This window comes from Chloroflexota bacterium (genome assembly GCA_020850535.1).
Classification (GTDB): Bacteria; Chloroflexota; UBA6077; order UBA6077; family JACCZL01; genus JADZEM01.
The window spans coordinates 133729-158193 of the sequence record JADZEM010000187.1 but is presented as its reverse complement, the minus strand read 5'-3'; the positions used below and the strand labels follow the sequence as shown (position 1 = coordinate 158193).

The window sequence follows — 24465 nt, the reverse complement described above, 5'->3', positions numbered from 1 at the left end:
CACGGCACCCTCGTCTTCGTCACGAACGCCAGAGAACGGGAGCAGTGCCGTCAGGATGCCTGCAGAGTCCACGGCCGGCAACACCTTCCCGCACACGTTCCGAACGGTCGTCATCGAGCAGGTCAGCCCTGAGCTTGACGGGGGGCGCTATCCCGTCAAGCGAGAAGTCGGCGCGACCTTTGTCGTTGAGGCCGACCTCTTCAGGGAGGGGCACGACATCATCACCGGGCGCATCCTGTTCCGGCCGCCCACCGGGGACGCCTGGCAGTCCGCCCCGTTGACCTTCGTGGACAATGACCGCTGGCGCGCCTCGTTCGAGCTGACAGACCTCGGGCTGTACACGTACACCGTCGAGGCGTACCCTGACCTGTACCGCTCGTGGGCCTCGGATACGCGCAAGAAGGCCGACGCCGGCCAGGATGTCAGCAGTGACCTCCTCGAGGGCGCGCGCCTGCTGACGCGTCTGGCGGCGCTCGGGAGCAAGGCCGACCGCGCCACGATGCTGGCGGCCGCCGAGAAGATCGGCGATACGCGCGCCACGGCAGCCGCCCTGAACGTCGCCCTCAGCCCCAACCTGGTGGCGCTCGTCAGCAGCCATGTCGACCCGGCCATTGTGACCCGCTACGACCGCGAGCTCCAGGTCAAGGTTGACCGCGTGCGCGCGCGCTTCGGGACGTGGTACGAGATCTTCCCACGGTCACAGGGGACGGACCCGACCCGCGGCGCGACGTTCCGCGAGGCCGAGGCCCGCATCCCGGCCATCGCTGCGATGGGCTTCGACGTGCTGTACATGACGCCGATCCACCCCATCGGGACGACGAATCGCAAGGGCCAGAACAATACGCTCGTCGCGGAGCCGGGCGACCCGGGCAGCCCGTACGCTATCGGTTCGGCGGACGGCGGCCACACGGCCATCGCGCCGGAGCTGGGCACGCTCGACGACTTCGCGCACTTCGAGCAGACGGCGAAGGCCCACGGTATGGAGCTGGCGATGGACTTCGCCATCCAGGTCTCGCCGGACCATCCGTGGGTCACGGAGCATCCGGAGTGGTTCTATCACCGCCCGGACGGCACCATCAAGTTCGCCGAGAACCCGCCCAAGAAGTACGAGGACATCTATCCGATCAACTTCAACTGCGAGGCGTGGCGGGAGTTGTGGGCGGCGCTGCGAGACATCATCCTGTTCTGGGCGCAGCGCGGCGTGCGGATTTTCCGGGTGGACAACCCCCACACCAAGCCGCTCGACTTCTGGCTGTGGATGATCCGCGAGGTGCAGCGGGAGTACCCGGACACGATCTTCCTGGCCGAGGCGTTCACGCGCCCGAAGGTGATGCGGGCGTTGGCGAAGGCTGGGTTCACGCAGTCGTACACCTACTTCACGTGGCGCAACGAGCGCACCGAGATCGAGGAGTACCTGACCGAGATCACCCAGCCGCCCGTCGCGGAGTATTTCCGGGGCAACCTCTTCATCAACACGCCGGACATCCTGCCAGACATCCTTCAGCATGGCGGGCGGCCGGCGTTCATCATGCGGCTGGTGCTTGGCGCGACGGTCGGGTCGACCTACGGCATCTACAACGGATACGAGCTGTGTGAGAACACCCCGCGCTACCCCGGCAGCGAGTACTATCTCGACTCCGAGATGTACGAGCACAAAGTCTGGGATTGGGACCGGCCGGGGAACATCATCGACATCGTGACGGCGATCAACCGGATTCGCCACGCGAACCCGGCCTTGCAGATATACTCGAACCTGCGCTTCTACGGCTCCGAAGACCCGAACATCATCTTTTACGGCAAGGCCATGCCGGACCGGTCGAACATCATCCTGGTGGCGCTCAACCTCGATCCGTTCGAGACCCACTACGGCGGGGTCTTCCTGCCACCGGGTGAGTTCGGCATCCGCGACGACGAGGTGTACGAGGTCGACGACCTGTTGAACGGCGCGACGTACAGCTGGTACGGCCGCCACAACTGGGTGCGCCTCGACCCACGGGTCCAGCCGGCGCACATCTTGCGAGTGCGGCGGCTGGGACAGTCAGAAGCTGCCTCCTCCTCTGCCGCCGCCCCGTAAGACCAACGCGGCCGGCGGTCGGAGCGCGGCCAGCCGCGCCGTGTGGACGTGTCGGGCGCTCTCGTGGCTGTACGAGCTTCAGTTCCGATCTGCTGTGAGGCGAGCGTGGCGATCAACGAATCAGGAAGGGCACCGGATGACCGGCCACTCGACGACGATCCGCTCTGGTACAAGGACGCGATCATCTACGAGCTGCACGTCCGGACGTTTTATGACAGCGATGGCGACGGCATCGGCGACTTCCGGGGGCTGATCGAGAAGCTCGACTACCTGAAAGCGCTCGGCATCACCTGTATCTGGCTGCTGCCGTTCTTCCCGTCGCCGCTCAAGGATGACGGCTACGATATCGCGGACTATCACGATGTTCACCCGTCCCTGGGCACGCTGGTGGACTTCGAGACGTTCGTGGTCGAGGCGCATCGGCGTGGTCTGCGCGTGATGACCGAGATGGTGATGAACCACACCTCGGATCAGCACGCCTGGTTCCAGTCGGCGCGCGCCTCGGTGGATTCGCCGTACCGCGACTACTACGTGTGGTCCGACACGGACCAGGACTATCCGGACGCGCGCATCATCTTCACGGACACCGAACGCTCGAACTGGACCTGGGATGCCGAGGCCGGGCAGTACTTCTGGCACCGCTTCTTCAGCCAGCAGCCAGATCTGAACTTTGACAATCCAGAGGTCCGCCGCGCGATGATCGACAGCCTGCGGTTCTGGCTGGATCGGGGCGTGGACGGGATCCGCCTGGATGCCGTGCCGTACCTGTACGAGCGCGAAGGCACCATCTGCGAGAATCTGCCCGAGACGCACGCCTACCTGCGCGAGGTGCGTGGGGCCATCGACGCCAACTATCAGGGCCGCATCGTGCTGGCTGAGGCGAACCAGTGGCCGGCCGACGTCCGCCCGTACTTCGGCAACGACGACGAGTGCCACATGGCGTTTCACTTCCCGCTGATGCCGCGCATCTTCATGGCGATCCGCCGGGAGGAGAGCAGGCCCATCGTCGAGATCATGGGGCAGACGCCGGACCTGCCGCCTCTCAGCCAGTGGGCCATCTTCCTGCGGAACCACGACGAGCTGACGCTGGAGATGGTGACCGACGACGAGCGGGACTACATGTACCGCGAGTACGCCCGCGATCCGCTGATGCGGGTCAACATCGGGATTCGGCGGCGGCTCGCGCCGCTCATGGAGGGAGGGCGTCGCCAGTTGGAGCTGCTGAATGCGCTGCTGCTGTCGATGCCCGGCACACCGGTCATCTACTACGGCGACGAGATCGGGATGGGCGACAACGTCTATCTCGGCGACCGCAACGGCGTCCGAACGCCGATGCAGTGGAGCATCGACCGCAACGCTGGGTTCTCGCGGGCCGACGCCGCTCGCCTGTACAGCCCGGTGATCGTCGACCCCGTCTTCGGCTACCAGTCGGTGAACGTCGAGGCCCAGCTTCGGACGCCCACCTCGCTGCTGCAGTGGATGCGCCGCATCATCCACATTCGCAGGCGGTTCCATGCGTTCGGACGGGGGACCATCCGATTCCTGACGCCGGCGAACCAGAAGATCCTCGCGTATTTGCGTGAGTACAACGGCGAGACGCTGCTGTGCGTCAACAACCTTTCGCGGTTCGTGCAGCCAGTCGAGCTCGACCTGCGCGAGTTCGACGGTTGGACGCCGGTCGAGCTGTTCGGGGAGACGCCGTTCCCGAAGGTTGGCGAGCTGCCGTACATGCTGTCGTTCGGGCCGCACGGCTTCATGTGGTTTCGGCTCGCGCCGCCAGGCGTTGAAGAGCAGGGCGGCCGGGCGTGAGTGAGGCCGCCGGGCGCGACGCGCGGGCCGGGTCAGCACGCGCGTCGGTCCTGGCGGCCGTCTGCGCGGCGCTGCCACGGTTCTTGCCGGCCCAGCGCTGGTACGGCGCAAAGGGGCGTCGCATCTCGCGCGTGGCGATCCGGGACGTTGCCGACTTGGGCGATGATCCCCGCGCTCTGCTCACGGTGATCGACGTGTACGGCGACGGCGAGCAGCCGGCGAGCTACTTTCTGCCGCTCGGGCAGTGGCCGGCCGACGAGGCCGACGCCCCTGGCGAAATGATCGTCTCGGTGGGCGACCTGGCCGTCCGCGATGCCATCTACGATCCAGACACCTGCCGCGCATTGCTGGCGGGTATCCTGGAGGGGCGCTCGCTGCCGACCGCGAACGGCGGCCGGCTCGTGTTCGAGCGGGCGGGCGGGCAGCAAGCCGACGCGGCGTTTCGCGCGCTGGCCGATCCGGCGCAGCTGGCGGTGCGGAACGTCAACGTCGAGCAGAGCAACAGCTCGGTGATCTTCGGGGACGCGCTGATCCTGAAAGCGCTGCGGCGGCTTGTCGTCGGGGTCCATCCCGAGGTCGAGATCACGCGCTTCCTGAGCGAGCGCACCACGTTTGACCGGACGCCCGCGATGCTCGGCTGGGCTGACTACCATGCGCCAGATGGCTCGATTGCGCCGGTGGCCGTGCTCCAGCGCTTCGTGCCGAACCAGGGAGACGGCTGGAGCAATGTGCTGGCTCGGCTCCGGGCGCTGGCGGACGCGCCGGACGGCGAGGCGCCGCTCGTGGCCAGCCTCGACGCGCTGGGTGCGACACTGGGCGGACTGCATCTCGCGCTCGCGTCGGCCTCCGACGACCCCGCGTTCGCGCCGGAGGTCATCTCGGCGGCCGACCTCGACCGGTGGCGCGCACGCACCCATGCCAGCCTCGACGGGGCATTGACGGCGATTCGACGCGAGCTGGCGCGCGACGACCCGACAGCAGGCTGGACGGCGACGGCGCGGAACCTGGGCACGGCGACCCTGTATGGTGAGCGGCGGCTGCGTGCTGCCGTCGATGGCGTCGGCGTGCTGGCCGATGGACGGGTGGCCAAGACCCGCCACCACGGCGACTTTCACCTGGGACAGACGCTGGTCGGCGAAGACGGCTGGTACATCATCGACTTCGAGGGGGAGCCGGCCCGCTCGCTGGACGAGCGCCGCGCGAAGCAGACACCCCTCCGTGATGTAGCAGGCCTGCTGCGTTCGCTGGACTATGCCGAGGCCACCGTCGTCCGCGAGGGAGTCGTACTGCCCGATCCGTCGCTGATGGACCGCCTTCGCGCGCGGTTCCTGGCGAGCTACGTCGCCGCCGTGCGGGGGTCCAGGCCGCCGATCCTGCCGTCTCACCCCGATGAGCTGGCGGCGGCGCTCCTGGCGCTGGAGGCCGAAAAGGCGATCTACGAGCTGGGCTACGAGCTGAGCAACCGGCCGGACTGGGTCGAGATCCCACTGAGCGCCCTGGCGCGCCTCGCCGAGTCGGCGTAAGGCGTTCCTGGGCTGCACATCCGCGCGTATACTGGAGCGAGAGGCGCGACGCGTCGGTGAGGCCAGCATGACCACCTATCCCCGCTACACCTCACGCGATCTCGAACTGCTGCCCGATGTCGAGGGCACGCGCTACGAGATCATCGATGGGGATCTCTTCGTGTCAAAACAACCAAGTCTCGAACATCAGTACGTCTGTCTCGTGATCGGTACCGCCCTCTTCACCTGGAGCCGGGCCACCGGCCAGGGTCGTCCCTATACGGCCCCCGGGCTGGTGTTCGATGGCGATGACGATGTAGCGCCAGACGTCGTGTGGATCAGCCACCAGCGACTTCGGACTGGGCGGGACGCGGCTGGGCACCTGCGCGTCGGGCCGGAGCTGGCCGTCGAGGTCGTGTCGCCGGGCGCGGCCAACGAACGCCGAGATCGCGAGTTCAAGCTGAAGCTGTACTCGCGTCAGGGCGTTCGCGAGTACTGGATCGTCGACTGGCAGCAGCGAATGGTCCAGGTCTACCGTCGTGCGAGTCTGGCTCTGGCCCTCGTCGCGACACTCTGGGACGGCGACATGCTCACGTCACCGCTTCTGCCGGAGTTCGGCCTGGCCGTGTCCGATCTCTGGGAGCCTCCGGAGGCGTAGGGGTGAGGCCTGCCGGCGGGCAGCAGGCCTCAGTGGTCTGACGGAGCGATGCTCCAGCCGGCCTCGTCGAGCAGCCGCGAGCATTCGTCGTCGAGAATCCCGGCGACAACGTCCGGCGGCGGCGCATACCGGCCGGGCACCTCGATCAGCAGCAGTGGGTGCTGCGACGAGTAGCCGCCGGTCGGCCAGCGCGAGAGGCTGCCGATCACCACCCGTGAGATCCGCGTCTGTCGGATGACCGTCGCACACATCCAGCAGGGCTCGCCGCTGGCGTAGAGGGTCGCCCCGGTCAGGTCCAGCGTCTCCAGTGCCTTGCACGCCTCACGGATGGCCTCAGACTCGGCGTGTGCCGTCGGGTCGAGCTTGGTATTGACCTGATTGCGCCCCTCGGCGAAGATCGCGCCCTCGCGCACGAGGATTGAGCCGAACGGATGGTCGCCGCGTTCGAGCGCCTCGCGCGCCAGCTCGATGCACCGGGTCATTCCTTCGACGTCGTCCATGCCTCTCGACCTCCTGCTCCCCCTGGGCGCAGGCCGCGCACCGCCATGCGCCCCGCCCCGCTGTCGCCGCGCCGCCGGCCGCTACCGGTCGAACCCGAACAACCGCCCGGCCACCCCTCCGAACATCTGCGCGCGTTCCGCCTCGGGCCTGTCCACGAATCGCGCCATCGTCAGCCGCAGCGCGTTGCCGTACCCCTCGCGTGAGCTGACCGGCGGATAATCGCTTCCCCACATGATGCGAGCAGGCCCGAAGGCGTCGTAGGCCATCTCCAGGAATGGCGCGAGCGGCTCGACAAACGCGAACGGCTCGCGCACCGGCATGGCGCGCTGCGAAAACTCCCCCAGACCGTGAATTTTGACGTAGGCGTTGGGGAACCGCGCAAGGTCAAACATCGGGGGCCGCGAGCCGTCTGCTGGCAGATCCGTCCACTTGAGCGACCCGAGATGCTCGATCACGATGGGGAGGGTTGGACAGGCCGCGAACACGTCGGCAAAGGCGGTGTCGGCGAACGCCTCACGGCTGCCGCCACAGCTGACCGTGATGCCAAGCTCGGCGGCCTTGCGCCAGATCGTGAGCGGATCGTCCCCCGGCGAGCGTGCGCCGGGCGGGAGGCGCACGCCGGTCGCGCCTTCGGCTACCAGCCGCTCAAGCTCCCGCGGCGCATCATCCTGCGTCACGTCCACGATGACGACCGACCGCAGCCGGTCGGGATATCGTTGGACGCAGGCGGCCTGGTAGCTGTTGTCTGACTGACCGTTGATCTGGATCAGCGCGGCCTGCTCCACGCCGTAGCGGTCCATTTGCGCCAGGAGCACCTCAATCGGCTCGTACCAGCCCAGGGCCGCGTGGCAGTGGCTATCAACGATGCGCATCGGTCCTTCTCCTCGTAGGCGTCGCAGGGCAGGCGGGGCCGTCAACTGGCCGGGAACAGCATGAAATAGAGCGGCAGCAGGTAGACGCTGCACAGCATGGTGACGAGGACGGCGACCCACAACGTGGGCAGCGGCATGTCCGGGTAGTGGCCCTTTCCCAGCGGCGCCCGAACCCGCATCGGGTCGCGTGGGCGGCGCAAGTGCACGTGTGGCGGCAGCGTCTGGGCAAGGCGATGTGCCCGTCGGGCCTGGGCCACCCGACGCGCGGCGTCGGCGCTTGAGGCGGCTGCGCTCGCGTGCGGCCCACCCTCGGCGTAGCTGGACTCGCGAACCGCCGCTGCAACGCGCTCGACCAGTGCCAGCAACTCAGTGCCAGACGTCGGCCTTCGGGACGGCGACCAGGCGGTCGCCGCATCCCACAGCTCGGCGAGGTGGCGGGTGACCTCGGTCGAGACGGCGTTCGCGGGGTTCGTGCTCGGCAGCGTCGTATTCACGAGGTTGACGACCGCGACGCCCAGCGCGTAGAGATCGTCGGATCGGCTCAGCGGCTCGCCGGCGCGGCGCTGAGGCGACCAGTGGGTGCTGGCAGCAGTCGGAGCGGACCGCTGAGGGTGCGCGGGGCGGCGTAGCTCGAACGGTTCCGGTGCTGTGGCTGTGGCCTCGCGCAGCACGGCCCCGTCAATCGATCCGTGCGCGCCCCAGCGGGCGTGGTAGCGGTCGAGCGCGAGGGCGGCCCGACGGATGCCCTCGACAGCCTGCCGCAGCGACGGCAGATGCTCCTGCTCTGTCGCCGAGTCTCCCCTGGCGGCGCCCACGGTCACCGCCTGATGCCCAACTGCATGTCAGTGCTGCCTCACGGGACAGGCGCGGGAACGCTCCCAGGGATGTCTTGCCGTTCGCCATTCCCGACCGGTGCTGACGTCGTACGCGAGTCCGCGACCCGTCACGCCGTCCTCGATCGACAGGGTACCACGTTCGGAAGGCGAGCCGTCCCCGGCCGCGAGCGGCCGGCGTTCCCTCAACGACGTACATGAAGGACGTGTATGCTCCGAGCGTGTCTCCAGCGTGGAGTCACATCGCAGGGAAACATCCGGCGGCCCTCCAGCCAACTGGCCGGTACGATTGTGCGACTCAGATGGGCTGGACAACCCTCTCGTAATCTCTGTACATACACATGCGGCGCGCCCGGGGAATCGCGTCGCTCGACAATGATCAATCAGGAGCTTGCTTCGCTCGCAAGGGCAGGAGTTCGCTTCGCTCGCAAGGGAGGGTGGCGCGGATGAGTCGGGAGGCTGAAGACTGATGTCTTCATATGACGATCTGCTGGAAAGCCTCGATGCTCTGGGCGTCTACGACACCGATGCTATCGCGGCGCTGCGGGATCCGGAACTCGGGGGTGATGCTGCCTTCCTGGCAGAGGTGGTCGAGGCGTTCCTCGAGGATGCTCCCGAGCATGTGGGCATGCTCCGGGCCGCGTTCCCGATTGGCGATGCGCCCTCGGTGATGCGGGCGGCGCACAGCCTGAAGGGGAGCAGCGGCAACTTCGGCGCGGCACGGCTGCGCGCCCTCTGCGCCGCGCTGGAGCAGCATGCCCGGGCGAACCACCTTGAGGGGTTGGACCCGGTGATGAATCGGCTTGACGTTGAGTTCTGCGTGCTGAAGAAGCAACTGAAGGCGCTCGTTGTGGAAGCCGAACGAGCGCAGGCGTCGGCAGGCTAAAACGGATCCGGCCAGGTTGAGTCGGGCGGGGACCGACTCGCCGGTCAGAAGCGTTGCGGGCCAGTACCCGTCCATCCGGCCAGCGTCCGCGCGATCCAGACCAGCCCGACGGCCTGCGCCAGCACGACCGGCGGCATGAACGGCAGCAGGTACCGCGCGTCGACCGTGTTTGTCGCGGCAGTCATCAGGGTGAACAGGGCTGCCAGCGTGAGCCACAGGGCCACCTGACCGGGCGCAGGCTTCGCAAGCTGCCACGCGCCGAGGACAAGCAGTCCCCAGAAGGCGATCACGCGTAAGACGGCCTGCAGCACGGCGGTCTCGACCGGGAACGTGGCAGGGTATGGCTCGCGCTCAAGGATTTCGAGGCCGCTCTGGTAGAAGACGCGGGCGGCCGGGCTGCCGTCGTCGCGTGGGTAGAGGATGCGGAACAGCGGGATGCGGTCCAGATCGATGAAGAACGGGACCATCGTCCGGGTCAACTGATAGTGGCCGAGGCGCAGATCCTCGACGACCGACCCGAGATACGCTGTTGGGTGCGCCATCAGCCGCGCCAGCCAGACCGCACGAACGTCCTCGAGGGGCAGCTCGACAGAAAACTGGAAGACGAGGTAGGTCAGGAACCTGGCCCGCTCGATGGGCTGACCTTCCTGCTCGCGGAAGCGGGCCTTGGCTGCCTCGATGCGCTGCTCGGCCGGCGCGTCGCTGGCCGGTGGCAGGTAGATCACCACGCGGTAGAGTGGCACGTCGGCGTTGTATGCCCGTGCGCCCGTATCGAGGAAGTGATCCACCAGGATGAACATCGTGAGCGCCACGGCCAGGAGCGCGCCCAGCCGTGGGAAGGCCACCTTCCAGGGGAGCGGAGAGAGGGTATCGCGGCGCTGCGCCCAGGCGCCCACCAACAGGGCGGGTATCAGCAGCAGGGTCAGCGCAGCAGTCGTCGGTCTGAGCGCCTGCAGCACGAACAGGCCGATGGCGAACGGCAGCAGCCAGAGCCAGCCCCCGCGCGGTTGGCGACTCAGCACCCACCAGCCAATCGCCGAGAAGACCGGCAGAAAGATGAACGTGTAGACGGCGTCTGGCAGCATCACCACCGACATGCGGGTGAGGTAGCTCGGGGCCGCGACGATCCCCAGGGCGGTGGCGGCGACGAGCGGTCCGGCCCAGCGTCGCAGCAGCGCCCAGGCGACGCCGGAGCAGAGCATCATCAGCGCAAGCTGCACCCAGTAGACGTTCCGCGCGATGGGACGTGGACTCAGCGTCGAGACCACGGCCAGAAACGCCGGGTAGCCGGGCAGCCGGCGGGATTCTGGCAGGGTGCGCGTCGTGCGGAGGTGCTCGGCGTAGGTCACGTAGCCGTCTGGGTCTGGGTCGTCGGTCGGGGGGTAGCTCAGGAGCTGCGCCAGCAGCACCAGGAACAGCAGCACCACGAGAACCGCTTCGAGGAGCGTCGGGCGACTACGAGAGTGGGACCGTGGCGCGGTCACAGTACGCCGATCCAGGATACGAGCGCCCGAACCAGCCGCGCCGAGCGGGACAGCGAGGAAGTCGCTCCGAGCGCGGCACGTGCCGCGCCGCGCGGAGACGCTTGCCCGGCCGATCCGGTTCTGTCACCATCAGGCATCGTGACGGTCTGGCATCGGCAACGGACGGTGAGCGCGGCCGGCTCGGCAGTTCGCCGCCGCTGGCTGTCGCTGCTGCTCGTCGGCATCCTCGCCCTGTGCGGCGCAGTGGTCGGTGCGCTCTCGCTGACCCAGGTGGCCCAGGCCGCGCCTGGCGAGACCGTCGCGCAGCGAGACCGCGACGAGGACGTTCGGGTAGAGCGGTTCCTGCCGCCGGCGGCAGCGCTTGCGGGAATCGTCGGCGTCATCATAGCTCGGCGGCTCCAACTGTACCCGCTGGCGAGCGGCATCCGCTTCGGCGCGCCGCTGCTGGCGCTGGCGCTGGCCATCTGGCCGCTGGTCTCCATCGGACCGCGACCGCTCAACCGCCAGCCGTCGCCCGACGCCCAGGAGTATGCCGACGCCGCGCGTCACCTCGCCGCAGGCGAGGGCTACGTCACCACAATCTATCGCAACGAGGTCCGGCCGCCACGGTATCCGCCCGGGTTCTCACTGGCGCTCGCGCCGTTCGGGCTGGCCGGCCGCTACCCGGCCAACGTCCAGCTTGGGTCCAGAGTCTACGCCGTCCTGTACCTGGTAGCGACGCTGGGAGTGGCCTGGGCGGTGGGCGGGCCACTGGCGGCCGCCGTCGCAGTGGCGCTGGTTGGTGCATCGCCGTTCGCCGTGCGCTACGCCTCGCTGGTGATGTCCGACGCGTTCGCCGCCGGGCTGACAGTGCTGGTGCTGCCCCTGCTTCACCGGCCGACCACCGCTCGCCTGGGCGGCGCGGGCCTGCTGGCCGGCAGCCTGATCCTGGTGCGCCTGAGCGGTGTCGTGACGCTGGCCGCGATCGTGGCGACGCTTTTCACGCGGCGCCGGTGGCGAGGCCTGGTGGTGGCCGGCACAGGTGCAGCGCTGGGTGTGGCGGCGCTCGGATTTCAGCAGTGGAACTCGTTCGGCAGCCCGCTGATGACGGGCTACGCCTACTGGCTGCCAGATCTACGCACGTTCGGCCTCGACTTTCCGCTGGCGCTCGCCTCGCAGCGGGACGGCTCCGGGGTCGTGGCCGACTCGCTGGACGGCGCACTGCTGCGGTGGACCTGTCCCTGCCCGGAGGACGATCCACTGATCGCGTTCCGGCCGGTCACGATGTACCCGCTGGTGCTGCTCGGGCTGTTCTGGATCTTTACGCCGCCCCTGACGACCATCCCGGGGCTGGTGGAGGTCTGGCGTCGGCGACGCGAGCCGGCGGCCAGCTACGTCCTCTGGCTGACCGGCATCACGCTGGGTCTGCATCTATTCTACTTCTACCTTGCGCCGCGCTTCATGGCCGGGCCGGCCACTCTCCTCGCCGTCTACAGCGGCGTTGCCGTCGCGCGGTGGGCGGCGCGCTGGGAAGGGGCGGCCGCCGACGAATCGCCGGTGGCCGCCGTCGCCGTTCAGTCGTGAGTCAGCCGGCCTCATCGCAGCGCGTCGAACACGGGCGAACGCCCGTGGCGCACGCCGATGTCGCGTGTGGCTGGAACCGTTTCGACGTGGCCATCGCAGTCGTGCTGGCGGCACTGGCGGCGCTCCCTCGGACCGTGAATCTGCTGGGCCTCGATCCGTTCATCGACGAGGTCGCCTGGGTGGACTGGGCGGTCCGCCAGTTTGAGTGGTCCGCGCCACGCTCCTGGCTGATCCCCCTGCTGACGGACGGCCGGCCGCCGCTCTTCGTCTGGCTGACCGCGCCGATGGCCGTCCTGGTGGACAACGGTTTCCTGGCCGGGCGGCTCGTATCGGCGCTGGCGGGCACCGTCTCGACCGTCGCGCTCTACGGGCTGGGTCGGGAGACGGCGTCACGCCGCACAGGCATCGCGGCCGCACTGTTGTGGGCGCTCAGTCCGTTCAGCTTCCTGTTCGCCCGGATCGCCGCCGACGATGCGCTGCTGACCTGCCTGGCGATCCTGGCGACCTGGGCCAGCATCCGACTGGCGCGGCGACCAACGGTGGGCGCGGGCGTGTGGTGCGGTGTGCTGCTCGCGCTGACGGTGCTTGCCAAGACGACCGGCGTCCTGCTGGCCATCGCGCCGCCGGTCGCATTGCTGCTGCTCGGGACACCGCGCTGCTGGCGGCGCTACCTGCGTCCGCTCCTGGCGGCCTTCGTGGCCGGACTCGTGACGAGCGGGCCGCTGCTCCTGGGGCTCGCCCCGATGATCCAGCAGGCCGCGCTCCATACCGGCGGCTCGAAGGGGTCGGAGGCGGGGCTGTTCGCCGCGAATCTCGATCTGAGCCTGCACTGGCTCGACCTGATACTCGGGTGGCCGTTCCTGGCACTGGCCGGCCTGGGGATGCTGGCGGCGCTGCTCCTCCGCCGTTGGGCGCTGGTCGCCGTGCTGGTAGTGGGCGTCGTGTTGCTGGGGACCATCCTGGCGATCACGTCGCCGCTGTTCAGTCGGTACCTGCTGTTCGGGATGTTCCCGGCCTATCTGCTGGCCGGGTTCGCCGTCGAGCGCCTGGCGTGGTTGGCTGGGTGGACGATCGACAGGTTCATGCCGCGACTTCGGCCGATTGACTGGGTCGCGCGGCTGCTGCCAGACCTCACGATGGTGGTCGTGATGGGCGTCGGGGTCGTGCTGGTGCTGGCCCCCCGGGCCGGGCTGGCCCGCGACCTTGTCTACGATCCGGCTCGCGCGGCGCTGCCGGATACCGAGCACTTTCGGTACGTCGAGCAGTGGTTTGCAGGGTACGGACTGGGCCAGGTCGTGGCCGATCTGCGGGCGCGGGCGGCGAGTGGCCCGGTCGTCGTGCTGGCAGCCCCCGCGTCCCGTGAGAACCGGGTGTTGCTGCCGCACAGCGCCCTGCGCTTCTACCTCCGCCGCGACCCACACATTCGGGTCGTGGATGCGCCGCCGATCTTCCGGGCACAGGATCTCCGCGAGTTGCGCCGCCTGACGCGGGACGGCCAAACCTTCCTGGTCGTCAACGGCAGCCACACGCCAGCGCCCGGCATGCCCGACGAGATCCCCAGCTACACCCGGCAACTGGAGCGGCGCATCGAGCAGGATCTGCCCGATGCGCGCGAGGTCTTGCGGATCGCGCGGCCAACTGCGCCGAACTGGCTCAGCGTCTACCAGTTGAACCCGTAGCCGCCGCGCCCCCGCCGCGGTCCTGATCCTGGCCTGGTGGCTCGTCAGGCGTCAATCACAGGGTCGCTCAGTACCGGTCGTCATCCCGACCCGATTCGGCAAGTTCAGGGCAAGCTACGCGAGGCACGAACACACCCTCTCGTCATCCTGACCCCAGGGCGATTGCATGTTGATGTCGTCGTGCGGCGGCGTCGGGGCTTGAAAGCCCCGCCTACGATCCTGCAGTCGCTGCGCGACGCGCCAGTCGCACCAGTGCCGGCCGTTCCCGACGGCCGTCGCGCAGCGACTGAATGACTGTAGGCGGGGACTTCAGTCCCCGACCGCGGCGAGGAACGAGCGGAGTGAAGGGATCTTCCTTGCATAGCCACGAAGGGGAAGATCCCTCGACTGCGTTCGCAAGCTCACGTCGCTCGGGATGACGGTGAAGCATCGCCAGAGGTCCAACCCGGTCGTTCACGACTGACAGACCACTTAGCCCCGGCGCGAACCCTCGGCCGCCCCGACTGCCATCCCCAGCCGCCGCTGCTCCCGATACCAGGCGATGGTCTCGGTCAGGCCGGTACGGAAGTCCGTCTGCGCGCGGAAGCCGAACTCCTGCTCGGCGCGGGTGACGTCGAGGCAGCGGCGAGGCTGGCCGTTCGGCTTGGACGGGTCCAGCTCGACGCGGCCCTCGTAGCCGGTCAACTCGGCGATCAGGTACGCGAGATCGCGGATCATGATCTCCTGGCCGGAGCCGAGGTTGACCGGTTCGGAGCTGTCGTAGCGCTCGGCGGCGAGGATCAGCCCCTCGGCGGCGTCGTCGACGTACAGGAATTCGCGGCTCTGGGTGCCGTCTCCCCAGACGGGGACGGCTGGATCACCGTTCTCGCGGGCGTCGATGAACTTCTTGATCAGCGCCGGGATCACGTGGGATGAGCGCGGATCGAAGTTGTCGCCGGGGCCGTACAGGTTCGTGGGCATCGGGTGGATGGCGTTGAAGCCGTACTGCTGACGGTAGGCCTGGGCCTGCACCAGCAGCATCTTCTTGGCGAGGCCGTAGCCGGCGTTCGTCTCCTCGGGGTAGCCGTCCCAGAGGTTCGTCTCGTTGAACGGCATCGGCGGGGTCTTCGGATACTCGCAGATCGTGCCGACCGCCACGAACTTCTCGACGCCTGCCAGCCGGGCCTCTTCCATCAGCTGGGTGCCCATCATCAGGTTGTCGAAGAAGAAGCGGCCGGGGACCTTCATGTTGATCCCGATGCCGCCGGCTGAAGCCGCGAGATGGATGATGACATCCGGTCGGCCGTCGGCGACCGCCTGCCGGCAGGCCGCGCGATCCACCAGATCGTACTGAGCCGAGCGCGGCACGAAGATCTCGCCCACGCCACGCTGCTTGAGTCTGGCGACAAGCCGTTGACCGACGAATCCCGACCCTCCGGTCACCATCACACGTCGTGTCGAGAGATCGAGGGGCATCGGTCGCATCCTTTCCGCGAGAGACGGGCAACGCCCTGGCCCTGCGCTGTGCCAGGACGGATTGTACCGTCGTATCCGGGGTGGCCGGCCAGAAACTCCGGTCGACGGGCAGGGTGTGTTCACCGGATCGTGACCGGATCGACATGGATCGGTGGAAGGTCAGCAGTACGCTCCAGAGACAGGCGCTGGTGCGCCCGCGGAATCCGCTCCGGAGGCAGACAGATGATGCTGGTACAGACAGCGCGCGGCGGCTGGCGGCTGACCCCGCCGGCCCACAAGCTGCTGCTCACGGCGCATATTGTGGCGTCGGTTGGCTGGCTGGGGATCGCCGTGGCGAAGATCGTACTTGGCGTGGTGGCGGCGCGAGCGGCGGACGCTGCCCAGGCGCAGGCGCTGCTGCTGGCCACAGGCGTCATCGACCGGGCGTTTCCGCCCGCTGCCATCCTCACGCTGCTGACCGGCGTGACGCTTGGACTGGTCACGAAGTGGGGCATCGTCCAGTATTCCTGGGTGCTGGCGAAGCTGGGGCTGACGGTGGCCGTGCCGGTGACCGCCGTCCGCCTGGCCGACCGTCTCCTGGTCGGCGCCCAGACACAGGTCGGCGGGGCGTCCGTGGACCTGCAGGCCGTGGGCGGCTGGCTCTCCGCGCCGAGCCTGCTCGTGTGGCTGGTCGGGGCGCACGTCGTGATGCTGACGGCGGCCACGGTCCTTTCGATCTACAAGCCGTGGGGCCTATCCCCGATTGGACGCCGCCGCCAGCGCGAAGGGCAGCGGCCCGATGTGGCGGTGCGGGCGGCTTGAGGCGGGTCGCTTCCGGGCCTGATACTCTTGGCTGCCACGGGTCAGCGGTCTGGCCTGGAGGACACTCTACCGAGGAGCCCGGCCCTGAAGATCCTGTTCTTCATGACCCACCCGGGCTTCACCCGCAACTACGAGTCGACGCTGGCGCTACTGGCCGAGCGTGGGCACCGCATCCACCTCGCATTTGACGGCCCGCCCCAGGTCGGCAAGCCGAGCGCCGTCGACGGGTTGGAGGCGCGCTTCCCCTCCGTCACGCACGGCGCCGCGCCCGACCGCGACGATGTCTGGTCGCCGTTGGTGGGGGCCTCGCGCGCGCTCCGAAACGCCCTGCGCTACCTGCATCCTCGCTACCGGGCGGCGACGCGCCTCCGCGAACGGGCCGTCGTCTGGCCGCTCGGGCCGGTCCTGGCAGCGGTGGCGGCGTTGCCGGTCGGCGGGCAGGTCGCGATCCACCTGCTCGACCTGGCGCTGCGCGGCGTCGAGCGGATCGTGCCGAGCAGCCGCGAGATCGAGCGGTTTATCCGCGAGCACGCGCCCGACGCCGTGCTCCTGACGCCGGTGGTGGACTTCAACACGCCGCAGACGGACCAGCTCAAGAGTGCGCGCGCACTGGGGCTGCCAACCGGGGTGTGCGTCGCCAGTTGGGACAACCTGACAAACAAAGGGCTGATCCAGGTGCGGCCCGACCTGCTGACGGTCTGGAACGAGCGCCAGCGCCGCGAGGCCGTCGAGCTGCACGACATCCCCGCCGAGCGCGTCGCCGTGACCGGCGCGCAGATCTTCGACGAGTGGTTTGTGCGCCAGCCCACGACCTCCCGCATCGAGTTCTGCGAGCAGCTTGGGCTGCCGGCTGATCGACCGCTGCTGCTCTACGCCTGCTCCTCGCAGTGGATCGCGCCGCACGAGGCCCCCTTCGTCGAACGGTGGCTCCGGGCGATCCGTTCCGGGCCGGAGCCGCTGGCCTCGGCGGCCGTCCTGGTGCGGCCCCACCCGCAGAACGCCGCCCAGTGGCAGCACGCCGACCTCTCGGCGTTCGGGCCAGCGACGGTCTGGCCGCGCGACCCGTCCGCGCGGGTGGACTCGGAGACGAAGGCCGGCTTCTACGACTCGCTCTTTCACAGCGTCGCCATCGTCGGCATCAACACGAGCGCGATGATCGAGGCAGGCATCGTCGGCCGTCCGGTCTTCAGCATCCTCGATCCAGAGCATCGCAACTCGCAGGAGGGCACCCTGCACTTCCGCTACCTGGTCGAGGAGAGCGGCGGGCTGTTGCAGGTGGCGGACGGGCTGCCCGCGCACGTCGAGCAGCTTGCCGCCGCGTTGTCTGACAGGGGGCACGCGGAGCGGGCGCGGGCGTTCCTGGCGGCATTCGTGCGTCCGCGGGGGCTGGATCGACCGTCCACACCGATTCTGGCGGATGCGCTCGAAGGGCTCGGGCGGATGAAGACCGCTCCCGACCGCACGCCGCTCTGGGCCAGACTGGCGCGGCCGGCCCTGTTCGGCGTGGCGGTGCTGGCCCGGCTCATCTGGGACGCCCTCAAGCGACGCCGCCGACACGCCAGCCGCTCGGGCAGCCAGGATGTATCCTTCGGGCGGCCCGCCGCGGTCAGCGCATCGACGGGCGCCCCGAGGAGCGCAGCCCCCCGATGACCCAGACGCAACCGACGCCGGACAGCGACCCGCGCGACATCACGCCGGCGCTGGTGGTCCCCCACGGCTTCACCGCCCGCATGTTCCTGCGCTCGACGCTGCTGCCGGAGCTGCTGTCCCGCTGTCGGCACGTCGGCGTCTTCGCGCCGCCGGCCGCGATCCCGCAGTTTCAGCAGGACTTGAGCGGCGAGCGCTTCTCCTTCCATCCTCTGCACGACCGCGAGCGCACGCTCGACACGGCGGCCGGCTTCCTCCGACTGTTCTTCGCGGACTGGGCCCTGACCCCGACCCGCCGCATCCGCGAGCGCGAGGAGTGGGCGAAGAATCGCGTCCGGCGGGCGCTCTGGCCGGCCCACAAGGTGGTCGGACGGTCAGCGCTGCTGCGGCGCGGCTGGTACGCGGCCGAGAACCGGCTCGTCCCCGACCCGTTCCACGAGCTGGCGTTCCGCCGCCTCGATCCGGACGTGGTCGTCACGGCGACGGCCGGGGTGGTGGTCAGCGACATCCGTCTGATCCGCCGGGCGCGGGCGGCGGGCGTGCCGTCCGTCACATTCACCCAGGGCTGGGATAACCTGACCTCGAAGACGATCATCGGGGCGCGGCCAGATCGGCTGATCGTCTGGAACGACGCGATGCGCGAAGAGGCCGTCGAGCTGCACGGCTTTCAGCGCGACCAGATCGCCGTGACCGGCCCGCCGCACTTCGATCCCTACTTTCGCCGGACCGGCTGGACCGACCGTGAGGCGTTCTTGCGTCGCCTGGGCCTGGACCCGACCAAGCGGATCGTGCTGTACGCAACCAGCCCGCAACGGTACTTCACAGACAGCATCGCCGTGACCGACATGCTGATCCAGGCCAACGAGGCCGGCCGCTTCGGCCCCGATGTGCAGCTGGTGATTCGCCTGCATCCCCAGGTGATCCAGGGCCAGGATGCCGACGACCTGGGCGCCTGGGAGCGCTTTCGCGGCCGCGTGTACCTGGATATGCCGCACGGCCAGACCGGCCTCGCCGCCGACTACACGCCAGACGGCATCGCGCATATCGCGCAGCTACTGGATGCCTCGGCGGTCACCATCAACGTGGCCTCGTCGATCAGCATCGACGCGGCGATCTTCGACACGCCGATTGTGAATCTGCGCTTCGACGCCGAGCCGGGCAGACCGTACCTGAAGTCGGTCCGTCGGCAGTACGACACCGACCACTACAAGCAGGTGCTCAAGACGGGCGCGGTGCGGCTGGCCGACTCGCCCGAGCAACTCGTCGACGAGGTTCGCCGCTACCTGGCCGATCCGTCCCACGAGCGGGCCGAGCGAGCGAACCTCCTGCGAACGCTCTGCCACCGCGTTGACGGGCAGGCCGGCGCACGGGTCGCCGAGGCGATCACGCAGATCGGTGCGGAGCGTCGGAACGCGCGCCGACGCTGACGTGGCGCTCAGCGCCGGATATCGCCAAAGGTCGCGTCACACTGCCGACCGGAGGCCGAGTAGATCATCAGGCCGAGTTTGCCGGGGCGGGCGGCCGTGTCCATCGCCTGGACGGCCGGCTCGTCGTCAAGCGAGACCGTGATCTGCGGGCCGTTGGTCGCGACCTTGAGGCGGACCGACTCGCCGGCCTGCTTCATGGTGGAGGGGCGAACGGCCCGGATGGGCACGTCCAGTCCTTCGACGCGCTGGTAGAGCCAGATGCCGCCGCCGGTGCTGCCCGGCGCAGGGATGCCGTCCGGGATGTAGATCGCCATCAGCAGGTTTTCGTCGTCCTGGACGCGGAAGACGAGCGTCGCCTGACAGCTGGTCGTGTTGACCTGCGCCGAGAAGCTGACGTCCTCAACCGTCTCCGGGAAGAGCAACAGGCTCGCGCCCTCGTCGGTGCGCCCGACGATGCGTCCCTGGTCGTCAAAGGCCCAGCGGCCAGAGGCGTCGCCGAGGATTCTCCAGTTGGCGGGGATGCGGGTGGGCGCCGGGGTGGCGGCGGCCGGCTTGCTGGCGGGGCCAGCGGCAGCCGCGCCGCCCGAGGGTGCACCTGGGACCGGCGTTCCCGCCCCCGGGCCGGGCAGTGCTGACGACGCACCGGGCTGACCGGGCCGTGTCGACGAGAGCGGCGGAGGGGTCGGGACCACGTCAGGGGTCGGCACCACGACCTGCATCTGCGAGGGCCGCGTCGCCACCGGCTCCGAGCCGCCGGCGCCTGGCGACGAGCCGGTCGCTCCTGGGGCCGTGCCGGCCGTCGCTCCGCCGGCGGGGCCACCGGATGCACCCGAGCCGACTGCCGAGGCGGCCGGCTTGCCGTTCGGGCCGGCCGAAGGCGCGCTGGCCCCGCCGCTGGCCCCGGTTGCCCCGGCGCTGCCCGTTGCGCCGGCTCCTGGCTGAACGCCGGCAGCGCTGGTGGATGCCGCCGACGGCACGACGGCTGTCGCGCCGCCCTCGCCCGGGCGAGTCGCGGCCACCGGGCCGGATGTGTCGCCGCCACGCAGCAGCAAGGCCAGCGCGCCGAGCACCCCCAGCACCAGAAAGATGGCTGCGACGGTCAGCAAGCGGCGGCGCGAGCCGCCAGTTGCGCCGCCGGCCACGGCGGCGAGCGGCGGCTCCGGAACCGGGGCCGGCATCGGCACGGCGGGGACCGAGCTTGCCGCCGCGGCGAGATCGTCGATGAAGGAGGTCGAGTCGGGGTAGCGCTCGGCGCGCTCGCGGGTCAGCTCGCGGAGGAGGACGCGTTCGACGGGCGGCGTCAGGAGCGGACTCCCCAACTGAGCTGGCGGCAGTGGTCGCCCGAAATCAGCGCTCTCAACCTGCATGGCGCGGCCCGTCAACATCTCGAAGGCGATCAGCGCCAACCCGCGCCGGTCGGCTGCCTGCGCCCGGACGGTCTCGGCCGAGATCGAGGGCGTGCGTTGCCCGGGTTGCAGCGCGGTCGGCTCGCCGTCGGCCTCCGAGAAGCGGCGGGTTGAGAGGCCAAAGCCCGAGAGGATGGGCGTACCGTCTGGCGTGAGCATGACCATCGCCGGCTGCAGATCGCCGTGCACGACGCCGTAGCCGTGTGCGAAGTCGAGCGCCGTGGCGATAGGCTTCAGGATGCGCACGACCTCGGCGAGCGGCCAGGGCGCTCCGAGCCGATCCGCGAGCGGCTCGGACTCGACCAGCTCCGTGACGATGAACGACACACCCATGTGCTCGCCACGGTCGATGACAGTCAGGATGTTCGGGTGGCGAAGGCTGAGGACGAGCTCGATCTGGCGCTGATACTGCCGCTGCAGCGGTACATCGTCCTGGTCGATGGTCGATACGACGATGACTGAGACGTACCGTCCCTTCGTGGGCTGGTAGGCAGTGTAGGTCGTGGCGACACCGTTCCGCTCAGCTTGCTCGACGATGCGATAGGGGCCGACATTTGCGCCTGGAATAAAGCTCATTGATGGCTCCGCGCGGGACTCGACCTGCGATCTGCGCGTCGAGGCCAGGGGAATTGTGGCGCTCGCCCCACTACCTGTCAACGCTCTCAGGCGTCTCAAGTGTCACAGCATTGCACAGGTATGCCAAGATGACCCATCCCAAACCGGCGCAGGGGGCCTCGTCATCGCGTCCGATCCGCCGTCTGTGAGTGGGGTGTCGCCGCGACGACGCTCGCGCCGTGCTGCCGCGCTGCAGGTTGCGGGCTGCCTCGTCGGCCTCGTCGTCGTCCTGGCGGTTGGTCGAGTGCTGGTGACGCAGTGGACCGTCCCCGTCGAGCTGATCGGCGATGGCCGGTTCCTCGACGTGACGGTGGATGGCGTCACCCGCCGTGTGGAGCTGGCCGCGCCCCTGGTGGCGGTGCGGCCGGCCGCCCCCGTGGCCCACCGTCGCGAGCACCAGATCGACGGGTCCGACTCGACCAACATGTTCACCTTCTCGCCGCGCTACTTTGCAGAGTTTTCGTCGTCGCCGTACTACCAGGTACAGGCGTGGCTGCGCGAAGAGTGGCGATACAGCCGGTGGGCGGCCCTGGAGGTGCGTGACGCCAGTGGCCGAACGCTGCTCCGCCAGGACGAGCCGCCCGACGAGGTCAACATCCCGGTGCCGCCGACCTTTCGGCTGATGATCCACCTGGAACGGCCGGAGATCCCGCGCATCCTGGAGCTGATCGACGCCGACGAGCGCCTGCTGCTGCTCGAACTGAATCGCAACGACAAGTACGTGCGGCTTGGGCGGAATCAGGTGCCGGACCGATCGGACCTGCTGTTCTGGTACTTCCCGCGCGATCCGCTGCCGCCCCTGGCAACCTTGCTGGACCTTGTGAGCCGGGCGGTCGCGCTGGGGCTGGGGCTGACGGTTGTCGCCAGCATCGCAGCGGCTGGGCTGCCCGCGCCGGTCCGCTGGCAGCCCGGCCGACGGGCCGTGTTGGCAGCGATGGCGGCCGGCGTGGCCTTCTTCCTGGCGGCGAGTTGGTACGTCGGCACGGCCCTGTTCGCGCGCTCGCCGCACATCCTCGACGCGCTGGCCTACCTGTTTCAGGCCCGGACCTTTGCATCCGGGGCGCTGTGGGCCGCTCCCCCGCCGGTCCCAGAGGCGTTCCCGATGCCGTTCTCGGTGATCTATGAGGACCGCTGGTTCGTGCAATATCCGCCGGGTACGGCCCTGGTGTTGCTGCTCGGGGTGCTGGCTGGCGTGCCCTGGCTGGCCCAACCGGTGCTGGCGGCGGCCGCCCTGGTGCTGGTCACGCTCGCCGTCCGGCGCCAGTACGGCGAGGGCACGGCCCTGCTCGTCCTGGTGCTGCTGGCGTCGTCGCCGTTCGTCCTGCTGACGGCCGGATCGTTCCTGAGCCACGTGCCGGCCCTCTTCTTCACCAGCGTGGCGCTGTACGCGGTGACCCGCTACGCCGAGCGGCCCCGCGTGAGTTGGGCAGCGCTCACGGGCCTCGGCCTCGGGCTGGCGTTCCTGACCCGTGAGATCGCGCCGCTCCTGTTCGGTGCGAGCATCGTATCGGCGGGCGCGGCCCGGGCCGCGTCTCTGCGTCCCTGGCGCGGGCTGCTGGTGGACGCGGCCACGCTCGGGCTGATCTTCCTGCTCTGCGTGGTGGCGTACTTCGGCTACAACGCCGCCGTGACCGGCGAGCCGCTCCTGCTGCCTCGCCTGCTGGTGGATGGGCGGGACCGTTGGGGCTTCGGGCAGGGCGTCGGCTTCTACAACGAGCACAGCGTGGCCGCCGGCCTCGTCAACACCGAGGAGCAGCTCGTCTCGCTCGGCTTCTATCTCAACGGCTGGCCGTATGGGTTCTCGCTGGCGATGGTGCTGCTGCCCATCGTGCTCCGTCGGGTGCGTGGCTGGGATGTTGCCCACATCGGCCTGGTCGGGCTGTACGTCGTCGCGTACGCCGCGTACTACTACCACGGCATCGCGTTCGGACCGCGCTACTACTTTGAGGCCGTGCCGTCGCTCATCATCCTGACCGTGCGCGGCTTCGACGCGCTGGCGGAGCGGGCCGCGTCCTGGCTCGACGCGTTCGGGTACCGCGAGCCGTGGTGGCGCGGGCGGCAGGCGGCTGGCCTCTGGTTCGCGGCGCTGCTGGCCTGCAACACCCTCTACTTCCTGCCCCGGCAGGCCGAGCTGTACGCGGGCTACACCGTCCTGCCGCCCGGCAACGCGACCCTTGACGACTCGATGCGGCTGACGCTGGCCGGCCCGACCGTGAACCTGGAGCGAGCGCTCGTGGTCACCGACGAGTGGTGGTACTACACGGCCTTCTTCGCCCGGATGAGCTGTCCGCGCCTGGACTGCCCGGCCATCTTCGCGTTCGCGCCGGACGAGGCGGCCCGCCAGCGCTTGCGCGCGGCGTTCCCAGGGCGTGACGTGTACGAGTTGCGAGAAGCCAGGGGTGTGCTGACCATCAGGCCGGCGACAGCCACGCCGTAGACGCCGCACATGAAGCCACCGTGAAATGGTTGTCAGGACGGGCTTCAGCGGGCATCAATCCTGCTTCGTGGCGAGGTGACCGCTGCCGCTGCTGGCAGACGCGCTCGCGTGAGGGAAGGATGGCCGAGCATGCCGACCATAGTTGGTGACGTGCTGGGGTGGATCGTCGGACTGGTCGATACGATGGGGTACGCAGGGCTGGCGATCGTCGTCGCCCTGGAGAACGTCTTCCCGCCGATCCCATCCGAGGTGATCCTGCCGCTGGCCGGCTTCCTGGTGGGCCAGGGGCAGATGACGTTTGTCGGCGCGATCGTCGCCTCGACGGTGGGATCGCTGGTCGGGGCGCTGGTGCTGTACTGGATCGGGTACGTGCTGGGGGAGGACCGAACCCGCGCGCTCGTCAGACGGTACGGACGCTGGGCGATGCTGAGCGAGGACGACCTCGACCGGGCCAAGAGCTGGTTCGACAACCACGGGCGTGAGGCGGTGTTCCTCGCGCGGCTGGCGCCGCTGGTCCGCAGCGTGATCTCGATTCCGGCCGGCGTCGCCAAGATGCCGTTGTGGTCGTTTGTTCTGTACACGACGCTGGGCAGCGGCCTCTGGAACGCGGCGTTGATCGTGGGCGGCTGGGCGCTCGGCGCGAACTGGCAGCTGGTGGAGCAGTACCAGGGCCTGTTCTCGAAGGTGTTCGTGGGTTTGATGGCGCTGGGGATCGGCTGGTTCGTCGTGCGGCGGCTGATGAACGGTGGGCCGTCAGCACAGCGTGAGCGGGAGCGGTCGGAGGCGTCCGCCTGACCTGAGACTCCCGCTCCGCAA

18 protein-coding genes are annotated in these 24465 nt (G+C 69.1%); 12 read left to right on the top strand and 6 right to left on the bottom strand.

The genetic code is table 11. From position 1 onward, the window contains the following. Positions 1-55 precede the first annotated feature (55 nt). The 4 genes from IT306_26900 to IT306_26885 all read left to right on the top strand — a co-directional run bounded on the left by IT306_26900 (position 56) and on the right by IT306_26885 (position 6043). Positions 56-2074, top strand: coding sequence for an alpha-1,4-glucan--maltose-1-phosphate maltosyltransferase (locus IT306_26900; GenBank protein ID MCC7372074.1), 2019 nt, complete (start codon positions 56-58; stop codon positions 2072-2074). 111 nt (positions 2075-2185) lie between these two features. After that, a complete protein-coding gene (treS, locus tag IT306_26895) occupies positions 2186-3883 on the top strand; it encodes a maltose alpha-D-glucosyltransferase (protein MCC7372073.1) in 1698 nt (565 codons plus the stop codon). Beyond that, a complete protein-coding gene (locus tag IT306_26890) occupies positions 3880-5406 on the top strand; it encodes a sugar phosphotransferase (GenBank protein ID MCC7372072.1) in 1527 nt (508 codons plus the stop codon). The genes treS and IT306_26890 overlap by 4 nt, the downstream gene beginning before the upstream one ends. 67 nt (positions 5407-5473) lie before the next feature. Next, positions 5474-6043: a Uma2 family endonuclease gene (locus IT306_26885; GenBank protein ID MCC7372071.1), complete on the top strand. Its 570-nt coding sequence runs from the start codon at positions 5474-5476 to the stop codon at positions 6041-6043. Between the two features lie 29 nt (positions 6044-6072). Here IT306_26885 and IT306_26880 read toward each other — a convergent pair whose 3' ends face one another. The 3 genes from IT306_26880 to IT306_26870 form a co-directional block, all read right to left on the bottom strand. Then, complete coding sequence (locus tag IT306_26880) at positions 6073-6543, bottom strand: nucleoside deaminase (protein ID MCC7372070.1); 471 nt, start codon at positions 6541-6543, stop codon at positions 6073-6075. An 81-nt stretch (positions 6544-6624) separates the two neighbouring features. Further along, positions 6625-7416: an amidohydrolase family protein gene (locus IT306_26875; GenBank protein ID MCC7372069.1), complete on the bottom strand. Its 792-nt coding sequence runs from the start codon at positions 7414-7416 to the stop codon at positions 6625-6627. 41 nt (positions 7417-7457) lie between these two features. Next, positions 7458-8231: a hypothetical protein gene (locus IT306_26870; protein MCC7372068.1), complete on the bottom strand. Its 774-nt coding sequence runs from the start codon at positions 8229-8231 to the stop codon at positions 7458-7460. 487 nt (positions 8232-8718) lie between these two features. On the opposite strand from IT306_26870, the gene IT306_26865 reads away from it, so the two are divergent. Further along, the gene (locus tag IT306_26865; protein MCC7372067.1) at positions 8719-9135 is read left to right on the top strand and encodes an Hpt domain-containing protein; all 417 of its coding nucleotides are present in this window, start codon (positions 8719-8721) and stop codon (positions 9133-9135) included. A 44-nt stretch (positions 9136-9179) separates the two neighbouring features. On the opposite strand, the gene IT306_26860 is transcribed toward IT306_26865, so the two are convergent. Further along, positions 9180-10619 carry a hypothetical protein gene (locus IT306_26860; protein ID MCC7372066.1) on the bottom strand — a complete coding sequence of 480 codons (1440 nt, stop codon included), beginning with the start codon at positions 10617-10619 and terminating at the stop codon, positions 9180-9182. Between the two features lie 138 nt (positions 10620-10757). Here IT306_26860 and IT306_26855 point away from each other — a divergent pair, with 138 nt between their 5' ends. Together IT306_26855 and IT306_26850 are read left to right on the top strand one after the other, a co-directional pair. Next, positions 10758-12182 (top strand): hypothetical protein, encoded by a 1425-nt coding sequence (locus IT306_26855; GenBank protein ID MCC7372065.1) that lies wholly within the window; start codon positions 10758-10760, stop codon positions 12180-12182. 44 nt (positions 12183-12226) lie between these two features. Next, positions 12227-13861: a glycosyltransferase family 39 protein gene (locus tag IT306_26850; GenBank protein ID MCC7372064.1), complete on the top strand. Its 1635-nt coding sequence runs from the start codon at positions 12227-12229 to the stop codon at positions 13859-13861. Between the two features lie 471 nt (positions 13862-14332). Here IT306_26850 and IT306_26845 read toward each other — a convergent pair whose 3' ends face one another. Then, positions 14333-15316, bottom strand: a complete 984-nt coding sequence (locus IT306_26845; GenBank protein MCC7372063.1) for a GDP-L-fucose synthase — start codon at positions 15314-15316, stop codon at positions 14333-14335. Positions 15317-15538: 222 nt separating this feature from the next. Between IT306_26845 and IT306_26840 the strand changes: the two genes are divergently transcribed. The 3 genes from IT306_26840 (at position 15539) to IT306_26830 (ending at position 19191) form a co-directional block, all read left to right on the top strand. Beyond that, a complete protein-coding gene (locus tag IT306_26840; GenBank protein ID MCC7372062.1) occupies positions 15539-16117 on the top strand; it encodes a hypothetical protein in 579 nt (192 codons plus the stop codon). Positions 16118-16219: 102 nt separating this feature from the next. Then, complete coding sequence (locus IT306_26835; protein ID MCC7372061.1) at positions 16220-17767, top strand: hypothetical protein; 1548 nt, start codon at positions 16220-16222, stop codon at positions 17765-17767. Further along, positions 17764-19191, top strand: coding sequence for a CDP-glycerol glycerophosphotransferase family protein (locus IT306_26830; protein ID MCC7372060.1), 1428 nt, complete (start codon positions 17764-17766; stop codon positions 19189-19191). Before IT306_26835 ends, IT306_26830 begins: the two co-directional genes overlap by 4 nt. Positions 19192-19199: 8 nt before the next feature. Here IT306_26830 and IT306_26825 read toward each other — a convergent pair whose 3' ends face one another. Beyond that, the gene (locus tag IT306_26825) at positions 19200-21173 is read right to left on the bottom strand and encodes a serine/threonine protein kinase (protein ID MCC7372059.1); all 1974 of its coding nucleotides are present in this window, start codon (positions 21171-21173) and stop codon (positions 19200-19202) included. Positions 21174-21366: 193 nt separating this feature from the next. Here IT306_26825 and IT306_26820 point away from each other — a divergent pair, with 193 nt between their 5' ends. Both IT306_26820 and IT306_26815 read left to right on the top strand, forming a co-directional pair. After that, positions 21367-23649 carry a glycosyltransferase family 39 protein gene (locus IT306_26820; protein ID MCC7372058.1) on the top strand — a complete coding sequence of 761 codons (2283 nt, stop codon included), beginning with the start codon at positions 21367-21369 and terminating at the stop codon, positions 23647-23649. A 129-nt stretch (positions 23650-23778) separates the two neighbouring features. Continuing rightward, positions 23779-24444 (top strand): DedA family protein, encoded by a 666-nt coding sequence (locus IT306_26815; GenBank protein ID MCC7372057.1) that lies wholly within the window; start codon positions 23779-23781, stop codon positions 24442-24444. Positions 24445-24465: the final 21 nt, after the last annotated feature.

What these genes read in the sequence shown, in the direction of transcription:
- IT306_26880 (MCC7372070.1), bottom strand. Translation starts at nt 6,543, where the DNA reads ATGGACGACGTCGAAGGAATGACCCGGTGCATCGAGCTGGCGCGCGAG.
- IT306_26845 (MCC7372063.1), bottom strand. Translation starts at nt 15,316, where the DNA reads ATGCCCCTCGATCTCTCGACACGACGTGTGATGGTGACCGGAGGGTCG.
- IT306_26815 (MCC7372057.1), top strand. Translation starts at nt 23,779, where the DNA reads ATGCCGACCATAGTTGGTGACGTGCTGGGGTGGATCGTCGGACTGGTC.
- IT306_26825 (MCC7372059.1), bottom strand. Translation starts at nt 21,173, where the DNA reads ATGAGCTTTATTCCAGGCGCAAATGTCGGCCCCTATCGCATCGTCGAG.
- IT306_26885 (MCC7372071.1), top strand. Translation starts at nt 5,474, where the DNA reads ATGACCACCTATCCCCGCTACACCTCACGCGATCTCGAACTGCTGCCC.
- IT306_26900 (MCC7372074.1), top strand. Translation starts at nt 56, where the DNA reads ATGCCTGCAGAGTCCACGGCCGGCAACACCTTCCCGCACACGTTCCGA.
- IT306_26835 (MCC7372061.1), top strand. Translation starts at nt 16,220, where the DNA reads ATGACCCACCCGGGCTTCACCCGCAACTACGAGTCGACGCTGGCGCTA.
- IT306_26840 (MCC7372062.1), top strand. Translation starts at nt 15,539, where the DNA reads ATGATGCTGGTACAGACAGCGCGCGGCGGCTGGCGGCTGACCCCGCCG.
- IT306_26875 (MCC7372069.1), bottom strand. Translation starts at nt 7,416, where the DNA reads ATGCGCATCGTTGATAGCCACTGCCACGCGGCCCTGGGCTGGTACGAG.
- IT306_26830 (MCC7372060.1), top strand. Translation starts at nt 17,764, where the DNA reads ATGACCCAGACGCAACCGACGCCGGACAGCGACCCGCGCGACATCACG.
- IT306_26865 (MCC7372067.1), top strand. Translation starts at nt 8,719, where the DNA reads ATGTCTTCATATGACGATCTGCTGGAAAGCCTCGATGCTCTGGGCGTC.